Source organism: Sphaerisporangium sp. NPDC051017 (assembly GCF_040683095.1).
GTDB lineage: Bacteria > Actinomycetota > Actinomycetes > Streptosporangiales > Streptosporangiaceae > Sphaerisporangium.
On sequence record NZ_JBFBCI010000070.1, the window covers coordinates 22,289 to 41,621 of the forward strand.

The following is a 19,333-nucleotide window of genomic DNA, read 5'->3' on the forward strand; positions in this document are numbered from 1 at the left end:
CGGTCGGGCGTATCGGGGGTGGTTGGGGCGGTCAGGTGAGCAGCAAGGCGCGGGTCCAGCCGGTGGCGTCGGTGCCGTCCAGCGCGAGCCGCGCGCCCGCGTGGCCTTCCATGAAGCCGGGTTTGGCGAGCGCGTCGATGCTGTCGGCCAGGCAGCCGGTGAGGTGGCCAAGGTGGTCGGTGAAGCGGCCGGGGTCGGGGCTGTCGGCGGCGATGGCTCGGGTGGTGGTGAGCAGTCCTGCCCAGCCGTGGCACAGGGACGCGTCGGTGATCAGGGCCAGGCGGGCGGGGTCGGTCAGGGCGGTCAGGGCGAGGTCCTCGGCTGCTTGCCTGCGGGCCGGGTTCCCGGTCGCGAGCGCGGCCAGGTGCAGGGCGCGGGCGATGCCGAGGTCGCCGTAGCACCAGGACGGACGACGCGCCGGTGACGATGCCGCTGGTGCTGCGGGTGCGTCGGTGAGCAGTTGGGTGCGGATGGTCCAGTAGCTGGAGCCGAAGGTCTCCAGCCAGCGCGCGAATGTCTCGATCGCGTGGGCCTGGCCCGGCACGTGGATGCCATGGCGGGCGGCCAGGGCCAGAGCCGCCAGCGGACCGGCGATGCCGTGCGCCATCCCGTTGTCGCTGTAGCCGCCGGTGACCGGCTCGTGGGCGGGGTTGCCCGGCGACCACCATCCGGGCAGGTCGAGGTCGGTGTCAGCGGGACGGGCCAGGGACACCAGGTAGGTGAGTACCTGCGGCAGCAGGCTGGGTGTGCTCGGGCGGGTGAGCAGGAGCGCGGCCAGGCCGGTGAGTCCGCTGATGAGGTCGAACTCCGCCAGCGGTGCGAGCCGCCCGGCGGCGTGGCGGCGGGCGGCCGCGGACAGGCGGGCCGTCACGACCCGGTCCACGGCGGCCTGCACAACGGGGTCGGCGTGTCCCGCGCGATGGAGCACGAACTCCAGTGCCGGGGCGCCGTGGAACAGGGACGCGTTCGCGCCGGTGCTTACCCCGCCGCGGACCGCCTCGGCGAGCAGAGGCCGGGCGGCGGCAAGGTCGCCGTGCTCGATGTGCAGCAGCGCCACGCCGAGCGCGCCTTCGGCCAGGGCTTGCGTCGTCGGCGCTGCCTGCGCCTGTGACGCGTCTTCCGCAGGTCGTGTGTTCACCTGGTGTGCCGTGTCTGCCCTGCTCATCGGGGTCGGGGCCGGGCTCATGGGTGCGACCTCATCGGGACGACGATGCTGTGGGCTCGGCCGCCGATCCAGCCATCGGCCTCAGGCGGCGGCGCGTCGTACAGCACCGCGACCGGCGCACCGAGCAGGTGGGTGCGCAGGAGGTCGAGGTCCATGTCGTGGGAGAGGTTCAGCAGCAGCTGCTGGTCGTCGACGGCCAGCAGAATCCGGTCGGGCACCCCGGCCCGGGTCCGCCAGGCGTGCAGCTGTTCCGCCCACTCCCGCTGCGAGGCGGCGCGGCCGGGCAGGGTACGGGCCTTCAGCTGCCAGCGGGCGGCGACCACGATGGTGCGGCGGTAGTGCAACGCCGGGGTGAACGGCAGCGTCCACGCGGCGCCCCAGTCGAACCAGGTCACCTGCGGCGTGGCGGCGCGGCTGAGCTCGGCCAGGAAGCGGACCAGCGGCGGAGTGAAGTTGTTCCACACGAAGTTGATCGCCGTGGGGGTCAGCAGCTCGATGCGCTCGCCGGTCGCGGCCACGGCCAGGTAGAGGTGGCCGTCGCGAAGGCCAACGACCAGACCCGAGGGGTAGAGCACCCTCTCCTTCCCATTCCGGAACTCGCCGACGCTGACCAGCGTCGGCAGAACCTGCGGCGCACGCGTGAGCAGGTCGGCCTCGACGCGGGAGGGGTGGAACGACAGCTGGGCCAGGCGCGCCCCGGGCGAGACCGTGGGGAGGGTGGTGTACCCGGCGGCGGCATGGGGGAACAGGTGCCAGAACCGGCCGGTCATGGTGCCGGCCGCGCGGGAGACGGTGTGCACGCGTACCCGGAAGTCGCCCCGCTCCAGCGCGGACAGCGAAGAAGCCTGAACATGGGCGCACACCTCGAAGTGCGGGGCCGGGATCGGTGGCGGCCCGCCAGAGGCGGCCTCGATCTCTTCGACCACGGTCTCGGACAAGGTGACCGCCCGACGGCCCTCGAGCGCGGCGGTCCCGGCCAGCTCCAGGAGCAGCCGGTCGCGGCGCGACATCGGCCGGGGCGGCTCGTCCACCTCGTCGAACCCTTCGGGCAGTCCCAGCCCATGCTCGGGATCGGTCAGCTGCTCCACGCTGACCTCGGCGCCTTCGCCGTAGCGGTCGGCGAAACGCTCGATGTAGCGGCGCCACGACCCGGTCCCTGTCGGGCAGGTCGCGAGCCTAGCCAGTACGGTGGCCGCCGTCTCCAGCTCGACCGCGACCGTCTCCGGCAGGTGCACCGTGGCATCCAGGCGGACGTCCAGCGCCGTCCGCTCGTCCCCATCCCGCGCATCCCTGGTCAGCGCATCCGTCGTGAGAGCGCTGGGGGGAAAGGCGCTGGTGGTCAGGAAAGGAGCGCCCAGGGTGGTGAACGGGGCGGAGGTCAGGGTGGCGGCCGGGTCGACGATGGTGGCTGGGGCACGCAGCGCTGAGCGCAGCAGCCGCGTCCGCAGCAGGTCCGCCACGAGCCGTTCCCGCTGCCGGCGGCCCGTTTCGGGGAACTCGGCGGCGAGCTTGCCCAGCAGCTCCGCGTGCGTGATCGGTGTCGCGGCCGTTTTCAGTACCAGCGCCACCACAGGGGTAAGCGCGAGCGAGAACGCTGCGGCGCCCTCGGCGGGGATGTGCAAGCGGCCACCGTGCACACGCGCCAGCGTGTTGACGCACACCTCGACATCCGCCATCAGCCCGCTGTCTGCTTCCATCGCGGTGATCCGCGCGTCGAGGGCCTTAGGGTCGGTGCGGGCGACGACCTGGTGCTGGTGCCCGAAACGCACGACAGCCGCCTGCCCAGAGCCGACTGGGCAGGGATCGACTGAGCCGAAGTCCACTGGGGCGACGCCGGCGAACAGACCGAAGGGGGTGGAGCGGTGGGCGTATCGGAGAGCGTAGCGGGCCAGGGCGAGCGCGGCCCGGCGGGCCCGGCGCCGATCCGCCGACTGGCACGTCAGGAGGGCCTCGACGCGGTCGGCCAGGTCTGGGCTCGCAACGCTGACGGTGCGCCGGAAGGATTCATCGGCCCAGACCGGCGCGATCCAGGACCGCCAATGCTCGCCATCGGTGCCCGGACCCGGCCACGCGCCGAGCGCGGGGGCCGAGAGGTTCACCGCGGCACGCAGCAGGGCGGTGCCGGTGCGCCGGTAGAGTCTGCGCCGCGACCGCGTCATCACGCACGCTCCGTTCTTGACGATGGGGGAGGTCCACACGATCTGCTCCGGCCAGCCGTGCCGCCGCGGGCCCCGCGGCGCCACGCTGGATCAGGAGGTGGTGCACGCGCTCGGGCAGGAGCTCCCGCACGTGTCACCGGTGCTGCATCGCAGCGCGGTTTCGGCGGCAGGAGTGCCCTCGATGAAGGTGATGTCGAGATCGAACGGGTCGAACCCCGGCTGGGTGGCGGTGACGGTCTGCTGCGCGAGGTTGGAGGTGCTCATCTCCCTGCCCTTCTGTCCGGACAACGGTGGTAACCGGGATGTTCGGGCGCCGGCCCGACGGCCGTGATCGCGCCTGGGTTCAGTGAATGACGGCACGCCAGTGGGCGGCTATGGTCGGAGGTGCCGCGCAGCGTTTATCCGGTTTATCCACCGACGGGGTTCCGATGCCGAAGGCACGTGATCAGCGCTCTGCCCACCATCGAGTCAACAACCGTCTGCGCGAGATGATCAACGCGTCCGGGATGAGCTACGACAGCCTGGCCCGTGCCGTCGTCGGCATCGCGGCGGAGAATGGCGAGGTGCTGCGGACCAACAAGTCGGCCGTCGCGCACTGGGTGGCCGGTACCGTGCCCGGCGAGCGCACCATCACCTACCTCGCCGAAGCGCTGTCGCGGCGCGTCGGCAGGACGGTGACGCCCAAGCAACTCGGCCTCGCCGCCGCCCGCGCGCCTGAGCTGGCCGGCGCGCACCCGATCGAGACTGCGACCCTGCTGGGCCGGGCCGACGTCGAGCACCGCGCCTACCTGGCGGCCGCCGTGTACACCAGCGCGGCCGTGGCGATGCCGCTGCACTACGACCACGAGCCGGTGACCAGGCTGCTGCGGGCCCGCACCGGCCGCGCACGCGTCGGCGCCGAGGAGGTCGCCGTCGTCCGCCAGATCACCAAGTCCTTCGGCGCTGCCGACGAGGTACTCGGCGGCGGGCACGGCTTATCCACCGTCGCTACCTACCTTGCCGACACCGTCGCCCCGATGCTCTCGGGCCGGTTTCCCAGCGAGCGCGTGCGCCGCGACGCCTTCGCCGCGGCCGCGGAACTGGCGTGGCTGCAGGGCTGGAAGCACCACGACCTCGGCCAGGAAGGCGCCGCCCAGCGCTACTACCTGCTCGGCTTCCAACTCGCCGTCGAAGCCGACCCACACGCCCACGCCGCGTGGATGATGCGCGCCGTCGCACACCAGGCGCTCAGCCTGAAGCAGCGCGGCCGCAGCCTCGACCTCATCCAGGCGGCCCTCGCGCGCGCGGATGGCTATGCCGACGGCGCCACCCAGGCGCTGCTGCACATCACCCAGGCCCGCGCGTACGCGGCCCTGAGGGAAAAGCACTCGGCCGCGCGGGCGCTGCTGGCCGCCGAGGACGCCCTGGCCCAGCAGGACGAACCACAGCCGTCCTACTCGCTGCTGATGGGCCCGGCGGCCGGGACGGTGGACTCTCACACCGCCCGGACGCTGACCGAGATCGGTGACCACGCCGGCACCGAGGCCCGGCATCGGGCGGCCTTCACTTCCTGGGATCTGCTCGCGTTCCCACGCGTTCACCTGCTCACCCACATGGACCTGGGCGACTGCCTGGCCGCTCAGGCGCGAGCCGATGAGGCGGTGGCGGCCTGGGGCCGGGCGCTGGACCTGGCCGAGGGGATGGCCTCGGCGCGCACCCGGACGGCGCTGGCATCGATCCGGCCCGTGCTCGGCCTCTACAGACGGCGCGGGGTGCCGGGAGCGGCGCTGCTGGAGCAGCGGATCCACCAGGCCATGGTCTGAGAGGATCGATCCGTGACTGACATCGCCCTGCCCCCAGCGCTGGATTCCCACACGTTGCTGGTCGCCGCCGTCATCGTGCACGACACCACCACCGGCCAAGTTTTGCTCCTGCAGCGGGCTCCCAGCGCGAAGTTCGCCGCCGACCACTGGGATCTGCCCGTCGGCAAGGCCGACAAGGGTGAGCTAATCACCACGACCGCCGTGCGGGAGCTGCGAGAGGAGACGGGTCTGGTCGTCAACCCGGACCGGTTGAAGGTCGCCGGTCTCATCCACGGCGCGTGGGGTGTCGAGGCGCCAAACGGTTTCCTGACGGTGGTGTTCGTCGCGCATGAGTGGGAGGGTGAGCCGGTCAACGCCGAACCGCACAAGCACGTGCGGGTGGCGTGGATGTCGGTCGATGACATCCCGCAGCGGTTCGTGTCCACGACCCGTGAAGCGCTGATGAACTACCTCGGCGGCGGGCCGATGGTGGCCTCCGAAGGCTTCTGAACGAGACCGGCTCGCAGGAAGCTCACCGCTTGCGATGCCGGCCGCCGGGGTTCTGTGAGATGTCGGGCGGGCGGTTAGCTGTCGCGGCCGCCGCCGGTGGTGAAGCGTCCTGAGCCTCGCTTGGGTGGGGTGATGTCAGGAGCGCAGACACGGCAGCGGCGGCCGCCACGAACCTCCTCGGCCCGGATCGGACTGGGCGGATGCGGCTCGTAGTAGTAGCGATGCCGGCACCCGTCGTCCAGCACGCTGATCACCGATCCGAAGTCAAAAGAGGCAGCGTCGGACGGCTCGGCAGAGGCTCATGCCAAGGCGTTCTCCGTGGCCAGCGGCCCCGAAGCCGCCTCGCCGCCTGTCCCGGACCCGGATGTCATCGCTGCGGTCGAGCTCTACGCCGACACCCTCGACGGAGGGAAAGAGCCCCTCGATCCGTCGGACCAAACGAGAACTTCGTATGGGCCATCCCAAAGCATCAAAGATCCGAGCAACTCTGGAACAGCACTGATCGAGAACCGCCCTGGAGTCTGCTCCCTAGCAACTCGCCGCATGATCCAGCCGGTCGCAATCGTTACCCAGGACCCTTCTTGAGTTAGCTCCGGGGTGGTTGACGAGATCCCGCCGGATCGCTTGAGCGGGCGGATCTCATGGCTTCTCAGGTCCTGTGGCCCGCTGGGCGGGCTGATTTCGGCTCGCGCGGTCGTCGCAGGTGATGGTCGACCGCTGTGTGCGCATGCGGGACCGGCCAGTGCGCGTGCGAACCGTGGTGGGCGGAAGGATCACTCGCGAGGATCACGAGTGCTGTGCTCAGGAGCGTGGTGACCATTGTCAACACGCACGACCTGAGGGTCACCATGGTGCTGGGACTGAGCACTTGGAGATCACGGCCCAGTCGTCCTGGGACGAGAGCCATGAAGCCGTGGATCAGGACAGTGCGATCAGGTTGTCCCCGTGGTCAAGGACGCGTATCTTTCAAGCAGGCACGGAGTTCGGAATTGGGTCTGAGCCACCGCCGACACGCTTCAAGGTGCTGGTCTCGTCATGTGACCAGGCATCGTCTCCCCTCTCCTCGAGTCGATTGGACCTGTTGCGTCCTTTCGGCTGAAAGGACGCATCCCCATGGCTATCTACTCGCAGCACGCAAATCGCGGAAAGACGCAGATTCTGGCCACCTACCGTGCGCCGGACGGCGTTCGGTCGGTAACTGTGACGAGCGTGGAGAACACTGCGCTTGCTACGCCTCTGGTGAGTGCACTCAACAGAATCTCCGCTTATGCCACCGTCCCTATCGCCGTGCGGGACGAGCGCGGAGAGCGTGTGGCGCGCTACCCTGCCGACCACCTTGCTGCACTCGTCGACCAGAACGCGCGAGAGAATCTACTGAAAGGCGCGCACAGCCTCTGGTACGAGTACGTGAAGCTGCTGCTTCACCAGGCGCTGATCGATCTGGACGCTGCAACATCTTCGGTGCCCGCACCCGTCCGGGCCGCAGTCATAGCCGAGATCGAAGCGGAGGCGGGCGCACTGACCAGTTCTTCGGGGGACCTCGACCCCGAGGAGACGGAAGACACGCGGCTGTGTGAGCTCGAAAATCCGTTCGTCACCTTCGATAGCCGGCGCGGGAGCATCTTCTTTGGCGATCCTTACTGCCTGAAAGGCGAACGTACCCGCTTCGACCGCCTCGAACGCGGCGCTTCCGGCAACCGCCTTGAACGGGCAGTTGATGATCTACGGCTGCTCTATGACGCCCATGCCCGATGCAACAACGAGGAGGCGAACCTGATCATCGACAGATCTTTGTTCATTGAACATGACCCGTGGGACGAACCGGGCCGTTACTACCTCAACATCTTCGCTCCCATGCCCAGCGATGATGACAACACCTGGCGGTTGCAGATCGGACAATGGATACCCGATGACCCACAGGATGAGGACGGTTCTGCAACCGGAGAGCCACTCCTGGACTGCGATCGAGCAACCCCACCTACCGCCTCTGAACTCATAGAAGTGCTAGATCTTAGTTCGGGGCGAGGTCAGCAATTTGCTGACTGGGCGGCAACCCCCCTCGGCGAGGCCCTCGACGGCACGACGTTCCTGGTGACCAGCCGCTACCACAACTAGTACAGAGTCTGGCATGTTGGTGGAAGAGTTGTGCGCGTTTCCTAGACATGGCATCCGGGGCCGATAGAGACTCGCTCTATGCCTGCCGGCCAGCATGATGCCTCCGCGAGTGCGATCGGCTACCTCTATCAGGTGAACTGGTGTTTGGTCGAGCTGCTCCAGCGCGCCCCTGACAGACCTGATCAGGCGATCAGCTTGGAGACTCACGATGATGTGGCTTGGGAGGAGTCCGGCTCGCCGACTGAGTTGCTCCAGACGAAGCACCACGTAGGTGCCGCCATGGGGCTGGGCGATAAGCACGCCGACATTTGGAAGACCCTGCTGGTGTGGATGAACACCGCTCAGCCCACCGATCCGCAGGGGCCGGCGTTGATTCTGGTGACCACGTCCGTGGCACCCGCCGGCACCGCCGCCCACGCTCTTCGTCGCGATACCCGTAACACTCAGGCCGCCGTCATCAAGCTGGCAGACGCGGCGCGCACTTCGATCTCCGAGAGCACCGAGAAAGCGCGGAAACGGTTCTTGGCCTTGACCGAGGCCGAGCAGCAGACCCTGTTGGGCCGTGTGACCGTGGTTGATGGAGCGTTGGGTATTGACGATCTAGATCAGAAGCTGGCCAAGATCCTCTGGGCAGCTATGCCTCACGCCAACCAGGAGTTGTTTCTGGCGATGGTGTGGCGTTGGTGGTCCGGCGTGGCCTTGGACATGTTGCGTGGTCGGCGGCAGATGGTGGGAGCGGGCGAAGCTCAGGCCGCTATCTCCCACCTGCGTGATCAGTTCAGTGACGACAACCTGCCAACCACGGTGGAGTTGTCGGATGTCGATGAGAACCACATCATCGCCATGCACGGGGAAGACGTCTTCGTTCACCAGATGCGCTGGGTCGCTTGCAACGAGGTGAATCTGCGCAAGGCGATCGTCGACTACTACCGGGCGGTCACCCAGGCGACCAAGTGGATCACCGAGGATCTTATCGGCCTGCATGAACTGGAGAAGTTCGAAGACAACCTCCGCGACGAATGGGATCGGGCCTTCGCCGACATGATCGAGGATCTCAGCCTTGACGCCGACGAGGACGCGAAGATCGCTGCTGGCAAGGCGCTGCTGCGGAGGCTGCGAGACTCCACAGCGGTCAACGTGCGCCCCCGCTACAACGACGCGTTCTTTGCTCGTGGCAGGCGACATGTCCTTGCCGACCACCGGGACATCGGCTGGCATCCCGACTTTCAGTCTCGCCTTGAAGAGCTTCTGAGCGTGCCGGCCGCCCTTCCCGGAGCACCGGAGGGCCCATGAAAGCGTGGGCAGATCGGTCTCCCGAGTCGGCTGCGCTGCTCAACCCCGCACTCATGGCGGTCATCTCCACGAACGCGGCCATGCAGTATGAGCGTGAGTCCGACAAGGCGATGCCGTGGTATCTGACGTTCTTGGTCGCCCCGCTCGTCTTGCACAAGGGCACCCGGGAGGCGTTGCCCAGAAGCACCCGGACCCATCTATCGACGTGGATCACCGACAACCCAGTGATCCGGGCGGGATTCCCCCAACGTGCTCAGGCCCTCACCGAGCATGTACGTGAAGGCCTCCGGTTCGGTATGGCCCACGGGACGCTGGTGGTGACCGACGACGGCGGCCTGCGCGGGACGCTCTCGGCTTCGGCCCGGCCGATCGAAGGTGGTGATGCCGCGCAGATCGTGCGCGCTGCCGGCCTCGTCGGCAAGTGGTTCACCCGGGCAGATCAGCCAGCGACCCTCTTCGCGCTCTTCGGTGTGGCACCCTGATTCGGTGCAACTGCTGTCGGTAGTCCTCTACAACGCCAAAGGCGAGACTCGTCTCGTCGAATTCCACCCGGGGCGACTGAACATCGTCACAGGCGAATCCCGGACCGGAAAGGGCGCCCTTCTGACCATCGTGGACTACTGCCTGGGCCGTAAGTCCATCCAGGTCCCTGAGGGTCCGATCACAGACACCGTCGCCTGGTACGCCACCCTGTGGCAGCTAGAGGACGGGCAGGTCTTCATCGCCCGCCCGGCGCCCGCGCCTGGTAAGGCGTCCTCCCAGCAAGCCATGCTGGAGTTCGGCAACGAGCTTCAGCCCCCAGCGCTGCAAGATCTGGTAATCAACACCGACGCGGCCACGCTGCGCACCCAGATCGGCCGGCGGATCGGTATCGAGGAGAACATCACCGGACCCGGGACGCGCGGCCGGGCGCCGCTGGAGGCCACCCTCGCTCACGCCGTCCTCCTGTGTCTCCAGAGTCAGAACGAGATTTCCAGCGCCACCACGCTGTTTCACCGGCAGGGCGAACGAGGCATAGCCGACGCGCTCCGGGACACCATCCCCTACTTCCTGGGGGCCGTCCCTCAGGATCAGGCGATCAAGCGTGCCCAGCTGCGGGGCGCCAAGCAAGCCCTTCAACGCGCCGAATCCGCACTACAAGCTGCCGAATTTGCAGCTCAGACCATTGATGTGGAACTCCGCGCCCTCTATGGGGAGGCACGCGCCGTCGGCTTGGTCTCCGAGGACGAGATCACTGACCGTCTCAGCCTGGTGAGAGTTCTCCAGGGCGCACGTGTCGCGCCGCCGCCTGAACAGCGCCGCCCTGTGATCGATGACATCGCCCAACAAGATCGCTACGTTGCGCTGGAACGTCGGGCGCTGACCGTGAGGTCCGAACTCGCCCGAGTGATGGATGATCGAGCTCTCCTGCTCGCCCATCGCAGCGAGGAATCGGACTACGGAGACGCGCTGCAACTCCAAGTTGGACGGCTCGCTAGCCTTGGGCTGATCGAGGCCGCATCGGATTCGGGACCAGGTGCTGCCCCGGCATGCCCCGCTTGTGGGCAGGAGACCGACCACGCTGACCCGACCCCAACTGCGCTCCGTTCCAGCCTGACGCGGCTGCAAAGTCAGCTGGAGAACCTCGCCGAAGCCCGACCGTCTCAGCGCAGTGCCCTCATCGCGCTCGACGGCCAGGCCGCGTCCCTCCGCGATGAACTTGCCAGCACTGAAGCCGCTCTTAGCGCTCTACGTACCGCGAACCGGGTCACGGACCTGGCAGCGGCCGATGGTCGAGACTTCACCCGGGGCAGGATTGACGCGATCTTGTCCCGCGTCGACTCCACCGACGACACCGAACTCCAACGTCTGCGGGCCTCAGTCGAGAACTCCGCAGCCACCGTTTCGGCCCTCGAAGCCGAACTCGATGACGACGAAGACCGCGAGCAACTTACCTCCCGGCTTCTGCTTGTCGGACAGGACATGACCGCTTACGCTGACCGGCTGGAACTCGAACACAGCGAAGGCAGTGTCCGACTCGATCTCGCCCGACTCACCGTCGTTACCGACACCGAACGAGGCCCCATCCGTCTGGAGCGCATCGGCAGCGCCGCCAACTGGATCGGGTACCACCTGGCAACCCACCTGGCACTCCACCGCTACCTCACAAGGCAGAACAGACCCGTACCCCGCTTCCTCATCCTCGACCAACCGACCCAAGCCCACTACCCGTCCGAGATGTCTCTGCAAAGCGGTGTCCCCGAAGACGACACCGACCGCGGAGCAGTCCTTCGGATGTTCAAACTCCTCTACGACGTCGTCCAGGAACTCTCACCCGACCTGCAGATCATCGTCTGCGACCACGCGAACCTCCCCGAACCCTGGTTCCACAACTCAGTCGTCCACAACTGGCGGAACGGCATAAAGCTCATCCCTGGCGAGTGGCTAAGTTAGAAGCCCCAGCACGATCCCCCACTCGTCCGTGATCTTGAAATAGAGCGTCACGACGACGAGCACGACGAACGTGAGAGGTACCGGTGACCACTCCAACTGAGCTAGCTCACAGAATCAGATTCGAACTTAATGAGCTAAGCGCCCACGACGGTCACCACGAATTCGAACATCTCTGCCGCGAACTCGCCCGTGCTCGAATAGTCAGTAACATTCTGCCCGCCACTGGACCGGTCGCTGGTGGCGGCGACCAAGGACGAGACTTCGAGACCTTCCGCACCTATCTGGCTGGCAGTCTGCGATTCGCGACAGGCTTCCTCGCCCTGGCCACATCGGACACCGTGGTGTTCGCCTGCACCCTTCAACGAGACGACTTGACGTCAAAGATCAAGGCAGACGTGAAATCGATCTGCACGCAAGGCACACCCGTGCATCGGATCTATTCGTTCTGCGCCGAAGCTGTCAAGATCGCCGACCGCCACAAACTCCAAGCCTGGGCCAGCGAGGAATACCAAGTAGCCCTGGAAGTCATTGACGGCATAGGGATCGCCACACTCCTTAGTGAACCTGATGTGTTCTGGATCGCCCAGACCTACCTGCATCTCTCGGAGGAAATGCGCCCGGCCGCTCCGCCTAGCAAACAGGCGCTGCCTGACTGGTACGCCACGCTCAAGGACGACTGGGCTCTGGCAGACCGAAAGATTCAAAACCTCGGAGAGATGATGCAGGTCGTAGGAGGTCTACGCCATGCAACCGATGTGAGGGAGGCTCGCCCGAAGCTGCCTGAATGGGTGCGCCTGCTCGAAATCTTCCTCAGCACCGTCACTGACGTGGATACGGCGCAGCGAGGACGCTATGAGATCTCACGCGCAACGCTTCGGGGAACGGGTAACCTGCGGCCCGCTGAGCATCATGTCCGGGCCTTCTTCGCGAACGTAACCTCTATGACGGCTCCGGGCGATCTGCAGGATGCAGGCATCCTGCTGCAGTACGTGGAAACTGCTGCACAATGCGGTGAGTCGTCTCTCGGAGCAGCAGAGCTTCGTGCTTGGGCCGCAGAGCTTCGTGACCACGTCGCCTCCCTACTGCAGGCCACAGACTCCCCCGGACGACGTGCCGGGCTTCTCAATGTGGCGGCTCATCTGTCACTCCATATCGACTACGACGCGCTCAACCGGTATCCTAAACTTCCAAACCGAGAACGCCACCAGCATGCAGCGCCTGATGATATTGCCGAAATTCAAGAAATACCAGATTGGCTTCCGATCGTCGATATCGATCACGCGATGTCATCTCTGGTCGAGCTCGTCGATCTTCTTCCCGAAGCTCCCCTGTTTCCAGTCGACTCGCTGGCACAGCACTTTGTCATGTTCACGCCACAATTGATCGACCATGCGCACTACGCACGCGTGCGCTCAGGCCTTGATGAGGCTACCAGTCGCCAGGCAGGCGATGCATCAACCGCCGAAAACTGCCGCAAGCGTGCTATGTCACTGCATAGGAGCGGCAGACGTCTAGCCGCGTTGCGAGAACTCCACGAGGCCAAGGTGAGCTGGTGGCACGGCGACACGGTGCGCGGGTCGATACTTGCGATGCTGTTAATCGCCCATATCTACAGCGAACTGAAGCTGCCGTTGGCAGCTAAGAAATACGCGCTGTCGGCAGCATTCGCCGCTTTTAACGTGCAGGACAAGCGAATGCGCAACCTTGTACCGGTCGGCCTGTACCGGGCAGCCAGTTACGACCATCAATCCGGGTCGTGGATGCAGGCCTTGGAACTCACTCAAGTCGCAATGCTCCTTCAAAGTAACCTCGTCGCAGATCCCTGGGATCTCGATAGGCACAAGGACGTTGAGGTGGCGATACTGCAGGCAGTAGTAATCAAAGCTGCCGGTCGGCATCGGCCAGAACTCACTGAATCAATCGACCAACTCATCTCCAGTGCGGGGCTGAGTGACTACGTCGATGAGATCCTCGCTCAGGATCGAACCTATGAGGCGTGGGACGAAGCGTCGTGGCATCTTCATAGTGAGCAGCAGATGACCGGGCCGCCCTTCGGAGACATCGCGCCAGTCCGTGTGATCACATTTGGGGCGCTAGGCCAGCGGTGGAGAGTGCAATGCCGCAACGAACGCGCCGCGATCCTCGCTACAGAAGATTTCTGCGCAGCGGTGCAAATCGTCCTCGTCGAGCTAACCGCTGTCGATCCCGTGTTCATCAACTCGGCGATAGAGGTTGAGATTGAGATGTTCGATCCAGCGACAGAGCCGGCCGATCGTGTGCATCCTCTCCCGGACAACACCTGCGCGCGTTGGAAAGTCTACCTTCCTGCACATGACACTGAAAAAGCAGATGACTACGAAGCCGACCTTTTCTCGATATTCGTACGTATCTTGCATGGCAGCTCAATGCTGCCATGGGACAGATTCACCGAAACCCTTAGCAAGGCATTTCGCAGTGGGTTGATGCACAAGCTTGCCATGGTGGCGAACTATCAAAGGACCGTGTCCTACTTCAGCGAACGTTCCCATAGCCCGGCGAACCACCTGCCGATAGAGCCACTGGGAGGATCAGCTCACTTCTCATTCCATGAAGCGGCTGAACTGGCTGCACCAACTACGCCCGGTCCTGGCTATGACATCGATGTGGCTAGAACAGCCATCAAAGCTCGGTACGAAAACTCGGCAGCCATCACGCGCATCACACTGCCACGAGTCTTGGCCGATGTGGCGATACGGGAAAGGCTCATTAGCCTTATCGACGAAGGTCGGCCAGAGTGGATCGTACTGATGACACTGGCGAACATAGTGGCGAACCATCGGATAACCTACCTTCACGGCAAGCTCGATGGCCCACCCGATGAACAGCGGCAAAGGGAAGCTTTCAATGAAATGCGACGGCCGGAGCAGGTTGAGGACCCGCCGACTTCTCTGGAAGAGATAACCCAGACCTTTGAGATGAGACTCGCGATCACTGCAGCCACCGTCGCACAGTCTTGGGGTCTTGTAGTCAATCAAGACACACCAGACTTCAGCGCCATCGAGGCATTACTCAAGGCTCGCTATCGTTACTGGGAAGATGATATCGAACATAAGAGTTATTTTCGAGCATAAAACGCCTCTCGGAGGGCCTTTGTGCGCAGCCCGTGAATACGCAGAAGTCGATAATCCAGCCTCACTAAAGAGATTCAAAGGGTGACGTTATGTGGTTGTATCGTCACGGTTTGATGACGGGTGGCTTGTCGTCGTCCATACCTGAGGCATGAGATATCCCGACGGCGGTGGGCTGAGTGCGCAGGCGCGGGCTCGCCGGGAGCAGGTACGGTTCGCAGCTGGGGAGATGTTCGCGGCGGGGGCGAGTGATCGGCAGGTCGCCGAGCGCTTCCGGGTGTCTTTGATGTCGGCCAATCGCTGGCATCGGGCCTTTGACTCCGGCGGGATGGACGCGCTGGCCTCCAAGGGGCCCGGCGGGGAGAAGTGCAAGCTGACCGGCCGGCAGCTCACGGTCCTGGAGGCGGCGCTGGGGGATGGGCCGGCCGTGCACGGCTGGGATGAGGATCAGCGCTGGACCCTGGCCCGGGTCGCCGATCTGATCAAGGAGTTGTTCGGGGTGTCGTACACCTTGGGCGGGGTGGACTACCTGCTGCATCGGATGGGGTGGAGCTGGCAGGTACCCACGCGGCCGAGCGCGACGAGGAGGCGATCGCCGCGTGGCGGGAGCATGCGTGGGCCGAGGGAAAAGGGCCGCGGCGCGATTGGGCGCCTGGCTGTGCTTTGAGGACGAGGCCGGCCAGGGGTTGAGGCCGCCCAAGGGGCGCAGCTGGGGCCGGCGCGGGGTGACCCCGGTGGTGAAGGTGTCCGGCGGTGGCTCGGGCACGGTGATGATCGCCGGTCTGATCGCCACCAAGCCCGGCTGCATGCCCCGGATGATCTACCGGATCCGGCTGCGCCGCAACCGCAAGGGCGAGCGCAAGTCGTTCTCCGAGGCCGACTACGCCGCCCTGCTGGACGCCGCCAACCAGCAGCTCGGCGGCCCGATCGTGGTCTGCTGGGACAATCTCAACACCCACATCAGCGCCAAGATGCGCACACTGATCGAGGCCCGCCCCTGGCTGACGGTCATCCGGCTGCCCGCCTACGCCCCCGAACTCAACCCGGTCGAGGCGGTCTGGGCCCACCTGAAGCGCTCGCTGGCCAACCTCGCCAGAAAGACCCTCGACGAACTCGCCCGGCTGGTCAAGACCCGGCTGAAGAAGATGCAGTACCGGCCCCAGCTCATCAGCGGCTTCATCGCCAAGACCCGCCTGGACTTCAAACCGCCCTGACATAACACCAGCCTTTGAAACTCTCTAAGCCATAGCTCAATCCGCGCGTCGCAGCGCGGACGTTGGGGCGATCGGGTTCTCGAAGTGCGGACACGGGTGCTGCTTCTCGGTCCACGGACTGCGGCTGCCTTGTCGGTACCGCTCGTAGAAGCCCTTGGCGTGCGAGTACTGACCGGTGGTGTACCAGGTCAAACCCGGGTGGCGGGCTTCCATCTGGCGAAGGGCGAGGGTGCCGAGCCCACAGAACTGCCAATCGGACGAGAAGCTGATCTTAAGAAGGAGACCGACGCCGCACGGCTCGCAGATCTCATACCGGATGCGCCCCAGCGAATGCTCATCACTTGCAACGATCGAAAACTCATGGAACGCGGTCTGCGACTCGGCCGGCAGGCTAGGGCGGCTGGGTGTGGCAGCGGCCTGCGCGATCGCTTCTGATCGGGCGCGGCAGACGGCGGCGTACAGGCTCCAGCCCAGATCGGTATCCAGCTCCGCGATGGCGATCTCTGACCAGCCCGACACTTCGACGGTATCCCGCGCCAGGAGAGCAGCTAGGCGGGTCTTCCATGCATCGGCGAACGCGACCGGCCCTCGACGCTCGCTGTCTTGCTCAGCCAGCGTCTGCTGGTATGCCTCCCGGACGATCGCCTGCATCGCTCCTCGTCGTACCCGCCGCTCCATGTCATCGCGCCGGAGGACAGCGGCGGCGGCCTCCCGCACTCGGGCGGTCAGGCCGCGCAGCCCACCCTGCCGCTTCGGTGCTGCTGGCCACGACTCAGGCAGAGGCTCCCACAGTAACCGCGTCACCATGCAAGCACGGTAACGCTGGAACGGCTGGGGAAGCCGGTACTCGGACAACACCGGCATGGTCAATCGTTGGATCGTAAGACCCGAGGGGCGAGGTCCGCAGACGCGGCGAGCATCACGCCAACGTGTCGAGGAGTTCGCCCAGCCGGTTGAGGGCCTTGCCGTTGTGGTCCTTGGCGGCCATCGCTCCAAGGACGATGTCCCTGGTCAGGCCATCGCGTCCGTAGGTTTCGCGCAGGATGCGCTTGGTCTGGTCGCGGCCGAAACCGCGCGTCCAGCCGTTGTTCCCGTAGAAGTGAACCCGTTCGATTACCTCCCGCTGGCTGTCGCTGCGGATGTCCGGGGTTACCTCACCGGTCAGCAGGTTGATCGCCTCAGTTTCCATCGCCCAGCCGATCAACGGGGTTGACGCCGTCTCGACCACGGCGAGACAGTAACTGCGGGCGTAGCTCGCAGCCATGTGGAGGGTGTCGAAGTCGGGCACGTACACCAGCACCGGCCCCTGGCCGACCCCCGCCCGCCGGCCGCTGCTTCTCGGCGTGGTGGCCGGGTAGGTGTTGGCGAACCAGGTGATCGAGTCGACGCCGGCGTTCCACTGGTTCTGGTGTGGCGTCACCAGCAGCGGTGTGGCGCCTTCTGGGGCAGCCTGCTCAAGGGTCCAGGCCACGGCTGCCTTTGCCGCGTCTTCCCAGTCGCGGTGCGGGTCGTCATCGGGAACCCATGCTGCGGTGTATCCGACATCGGTCATGGCAGTGGACGCTAGCAGCGCCGACCGACAAAGTCGGCCCAGCGATCAACCCCGTCCCTCCAGCTCTGGTCAGCACGACGCCGAGGCCGGCGGCCGGGGAGCGCAGGGGCGATGGGGTATGTGTCCGCGTACGACCTCACGTGACGGTGACGGTATGACCTCACGTGTAGGTAGGGCTCCGGCGAGTTGAACACGCACTCGCTACGAAGTTGATCATCCTTCGGATTGTCAGCGGCCAAGCAGACAACCCGAAAGATGACAACCTTCATGATCCTGGATCAGGAGTCCTGGATGAACCTACGACGCTTCCGCGCCCTGCACGAAGCAGGCGCCACCTACAAAGAGATCGCCGAGGCCTGCGGACTGGACTGGCGCACCGTCAAGAAGTACCTGTCCCAGCCTGGTCCGGTCATCGCGCCGAGGGCCTCATCGCGGAAGGGTACCCAGCCGCAGGTGATCACTCCCTATGCCGGGGTGATCGACGCGATGCTACGCGCGGACGTGACGATTAGAGCGGCCACCGTCTACGAGCGGCTGGTCGCCGAGCACGGCTATGGCCACTCCTACCAGCGGGTCAAGCTCTATGTGGCCCAGGCCCGGCCCAGGGTCGCCGCCGAGCAGGGCACCGGCGTGCAGGCCGATCCGATGCGCGGGCTGCACCGCCGGTTCGAGGTCACCCCAGGGGCACAGGCCCAGGTCGACTGGGGAGAGGAGGGCGGCCTGCTGGCCCATGCCGGGATCGGCAAGGTGTACTCCTTCCACATGACGCTGTCGTACTCACGCGACCCGTTTTGCGTCTACACCACCGCCACCGACCTGGTCACCTTCTTCGACTGTCACCGGCGGGCGTTCGCCCACTTCGGCGGTTATGTGGGTGACTTCACCTCCACGATCTCGTGTCTCGGGTCAAGATGGTCGCTCCCGTCGAGGAGCAGTCATGGCGTGGCAACCGGACTTGGTACGGCAGGTCGATGCCGGCGGCGAGTTGGCCGTGTCGCTGGGGCATGTGCTGATCGACGACTACCTGGAGTTCGTCGCTGCGCGGTGCAGGCCGAACACGCTGCTGGCAACCGCCTATGACCTGAAGGTCTTCTTCTCGGAGATCCCCAAAGAGCCCGCCGATGTCGTGACGGCCGACATCTTCTCGTTCATCACCACCCAGAAGAAGCCACGGCGCGGGACCAAGGTGATCCGGCTGGAAGACGGTGAGGCAGGGTTGTCGGCGCGCACCATCAAGCGCCGCCTGGCCAGCGTCTCCGGGCTGTTCGGGCATCTGATCACCGGGATGACCTGGCTATCGAGCGCAACCCGGTGCCCACCGGGCTGGCCAGTCGACGCCGAGGCGAGCGCCGGGGGACGCCGTTGCTGCGAACCCCGCTGCGCGAGTTCGCGCTGCTCGTCGCCGCCGAGGACCCGAGCGTGACTTGCGTGGCCGACCTGCAGCGACGGCACGTCGAACGCTACCGGGGCTGGCTGCTGGAACGCCCGGCCGCACGCGGCGGGCCACTGCACCGGTACACCGTCCGCGACCGGCTGAGCAAGCTGCGCAGCTTCTTCCGGCGTCTGGACGGATGGGACGCCGAGGACCGGCCCGCCCGTCAACTGGTCTTCGACAGCGACTTCCCGATCGCGGATGAGCCGCTGCCCCGCTTCCTCGACGACGCCGCAGCTGCCAAGCTGCTGGCCGCCGCCCGGCAAGATCCCGACCCGTTCGTCCGGCTGGTCATCGAGAGCCTGGAGGAGGTGAACGCGGCGTTCGCCGGGTGGCTGCCGATCCGCCGTGCCCAGCGGCACCGCACGCACGGACAGATCATCGCCGAGCGTGCCCACACCGATCGGGCCGCGCTCGGTCCGCTGCCGTGGGCGGGGCGGGCGGTGAGGTCTTGGGTGCCCAGATCCCCCGTTTACTGGGCTCTGTCCCGTAATCGGTGGTGGCGATGAGTGATCACTGCCAGGCTGGGGCGTGCTAAAGATCGACGATCTTACGCGTGTAGTATTTGCGGG

The 19,333-nt window shown here is 65.8% G+C and carries 17 protein-coding genes; 12 read left to right on the plus strand and 5 right to left on the minus strand.

Annotated features, from left to right (window positions below):
• Positions 1-31: 31 nt before the first annotated feature.
• The 3 genes from AB0M95_RS35275 to AB0M95_RS35285 form a co-directional block, all read right to left on the minus strand.
• Complete coding sequence (locus AB0M95_RS35275) at positions 32-1,138, minus strand: lanthionine synthetase LanC family protein (RefSeq protein WP_363774344.1); 1,107 nt, start codon at positions 1,136-1,138, stop codon at positions 32-34.
• 44 nt (positions 1,139-1,182) lie between these two features.
• Complete coding sequence (locus tag AB0M95_RS35280) at positions 1,183-3,324, minus strand: lantibiotic dehydratase family protein (protein ID WP_363774389.1); 2,142 nt, start codon at positions 3,322-3,324, stop codon at positions 1,183-1,185.
• Between the two features lie 90 nt (positions 3,325-3,414).
• Positions 3,415-3,588, minus strand: coding sequence for an FxLD family lanthipeptide (locus AB0M95_RS35285; RefSeq protein WP_363774347.1), 174 nt, complete (start codon positions 3,586-3,588; stop codon positions 3,415-3,417).
• Positions 3,589-3,752: 164 nt separating this feature from the next.
• On the opposite strand from AB0M95_RS35285, the gene AB0M95_RS35290 reads away from it, so the two are divergent.
• From AB0M95_RS35290 to AB0M95_RS35330, 9 genes are all read left to right on the plus strand, one after another.
• Positions 3,753-5,126, plus strand: a complete 1,374-nt coding sequence (locus tag AB0M95_RS35290) for a tetratricopeptide repeat protein (RefSeq protein WP_363774350.1) — start codon at positions 3,753-3,755, stop codon at positions 5,124-5,126.
• Between the two features lie 12 nt (positions 5,127-5,138).
• Positions 5,139-5,615: an NUDIX domain-containing protein gene (locus AB0M95_RS35295; RefSeq protein WP_363774353.1), complete on the plus strand. Its 477-nt coding sequence runs from the start codon at positions 5,139-5,141 to the stop codon at positions 5,613-5,615.
• 1,113 nt (positions 5,616-6,728) lie between these two features.
• The gene (locus tag AB0M95_RS35300) at positions 6,729-7,730 is read left to right on the plus strand and encodes a hypothetical protein (protein ID WP_363774356.1); all 1,002 of its coding nucleotides are present in this window, start codon (positions 6,729-6,731) and stop codon (positions 7,728-7,730) included.
• Between the two features lie 78 nt (positions 7,731-7,808).
• The gene (locus tag AB0M95_RS35305) at positions 7,809-9,023 is read left to right on the plus strand and encodes an ABC-three component system protein (RefSeq protein WP_363774359.1); all 1,215 of its coding nucleotides are present in this window, start codon (positions 7,809-7,811) and stop codon (positions 9,021-9,023) included.
• Positions 9,020-9,505, plus strand: coding sequence for a three component ABC system middle component (locus AB0M95_RS35310; RefSeq protein WP_363774362.1), 486 nt, complete (start codon positions 9,020-9,022; stop codon positions 9,503-9,505). The genes AB0M95_RS35305 and AB0M95_RS35310 overlap by 4 nt, the downstream gene beginning before the upstream one ends.
• Before the next feature lie 4 nt (positions 9,506-9,509).
• On the plus strand, positions 9,510-11,456 hold the full coding sequence (locus AB0M95_RS35315) for a DUF3732 domain-containing protein (RefSeq protein WP_363774365.1): 1,947 nt from the start codon (positions 9,510-9,512) through the stop codon (positions 11,454-11,456).
• A gap of 83 nt (positions 11,457-11,539) precedes the next feature.
• A complete protein-coding gene (locus AB0M95_RS35320) occupies positions 11,540-14,566 on the plus strand; it encodes a hypothetical protein (protein ID WP_363774367.1) in 3,027 nt (1,008 codons plus the stop codon).
• A 226-nt stretch (positions 14,567-14,792) separates the two neighbouring features.
• On the plus strand, positions 14,793-15,230 hold the full coding sequence (locus AB0M95_RS35325; protein ID WP_363774370.1) for a winged helix-turn-helix domain-containing protein: 438 nt from the start codon (positions 14,793-14,795) through the stop codon (positions 15,228-15,230).
• Entirely contained in the window at positions 15,178-15,777 is a 600-nt protein-coding gene (locus AB0M95_RS35330; RefSeq protein ID WP_363774373.1) for a transposase, read from the plus strand. The genes AB0M95_RS35325 and AB0M95_RS35330 overlap by 53 nt, the downstream gene beginning before the upstream one ends.
• Before the next feature lie 36 nt (positions 15,778-15,813).
• Here the strand turns inward: AB0M95_RS35330 and AB0M95_RS35335 are convergent, their stop codons facing one another.
• Positions 15,814-16,647 (minus strand): hypothetical protein, encoded by an 834-nt coding sequence (locus AB0M95_RS35335; protein WP_363774376.1) that lies wholly within the window; start codon positions 16,645-16,647, stop codon positions 15,814-15,816.
• 49 nt (positions 16,648-16,696) lie between these two features.
• Complete coding sequence (locus AB0M95_RS35340; RefSeq protein ID WP_363774379.1) at positions 16,697-17,329, minus strand: hypothetical protein; 633 nt, start codon at positions 17,327-17,329, stop codon at positions 16,697-16,699.
• 291 nt (positions 17,330-17,620) lie between these two features.
• Between AB0M95_RS35340 and AB0M95_RS35345 the strand changes: the two genes are divergently transcribed.
• Genes AB0M95_RS35345 through AB0M95_RS35355 form a run of 3 tightly spaced genes read left to right on the plus strand, consistent with a single transcriptional unit; the run spans position 17,621 to position 19,270 of the window.
• Entirely contained in the window at positions 17,621-18,409 is a 789-nt protein-coding gene (locus AB0M95_RS35345; protein ID WP_363774381.1) for a hypothetical protein, read from the plus strand.
• Positions 18,336-18,752, plus strand: a complete 417-nt coding sequence (locus AB0M95_RS35350) for a hypothetical protein (protein ID WP_363774384.1) — start codon at positions 18,336-18,338, stop codon at positions 18,750-18,752. The genes AB0M95_RS35345 and AB0M95_RS35350 overlap by 74 nt, the downstream gene beginning before the upstream one ends.
• Positions 18,692-19,270, plus strand: coding sequence for a hypothetical protein (locus AB0M95_RS35355; protein ID WP_363774386.1), 579 nt, complete (start codon positions 18,692-18,694; stop codon positions 19,268-19,270). The genes AB0M95_RS35350 and AB0M95_RS35355 overlap by 61 nt, the downstream gene beginning before the upstream one ends.
• Positions 19,271-19,333 lie beyond the last annotated feature (63 nt).

What these genes read in the sequence shown, in the direction of transcription:
- AB0M95_RS35345 (WP_363774381.1), top strand. Translation starts at nt 17,621, where the DNA reads ATGAACCTACGACGCTTCCGCGCCCTGCACGAAGCAGGCGCCACCTAC.
- AB0M95_RS35340 (WP_363774379.1), bottom strand. Translation starts at nt 17,329, where the DNA reads ATGACCGATGTCGGATACACCGCAGCATGGGTTCCCGATGACGACCCG.
- AB0M95_RS35290 (WP_363774350.1), top strand. Translation starts at nt 3,753, where the DNA reads ATGCCGAAGGCACGTGATCAGCGCTCTGCCCACCATCGAGTCAACAAC.
- AB0M95_RS35310 (WP_363774362.1), top strand. Translation starts at nt 9,020, where the DNA reads ATGAAAGCGTGGGCAGATCGGTCTCCCGAGTCGGCTGCGCTGCTCAAC.
- AB0M95_RS35285 (WP_363774347.1), bottom strand. Translation starts at nt 3,588, where the DNA reads ATGAGCACCTCCAACCTCGCGCAGCAGACCGTCACCGCCACCCAGCCG.
- AB0M95_RS35325 (WP_363774370.1), top strand. Translation starts at nt 14,793, where the DNA reads ATGTTCGCGGCGGGGGCGAGTGATCGGCAGGTCGCCGAGCGCTTCCGG.
- AB0M95_RS35305 (WP_363774359.1), top strand. Translation starts at nt 7,809, where the DNA reads ATGCCTGCCGGCCAGCATGATGCCTCCGCGAGTGCGATCGGCTACCTC.
- AB0M95_RS35280 (WP_363774389.1), bottom strand. Translation starts at nt 3,324, where the DNA reads ATGACGCGGTCGCGGCGCAGACTCTACCGGCGCACCGGCACCGCCCTG.
- AB0M95_RS35300 (WP_363774356.1), top strand. Translation starts at nt 6,729, where the DNA reads ATGGCTATCTACTCGCAGCACGCAAATCGCGGAAAGACGCAGATTCTG.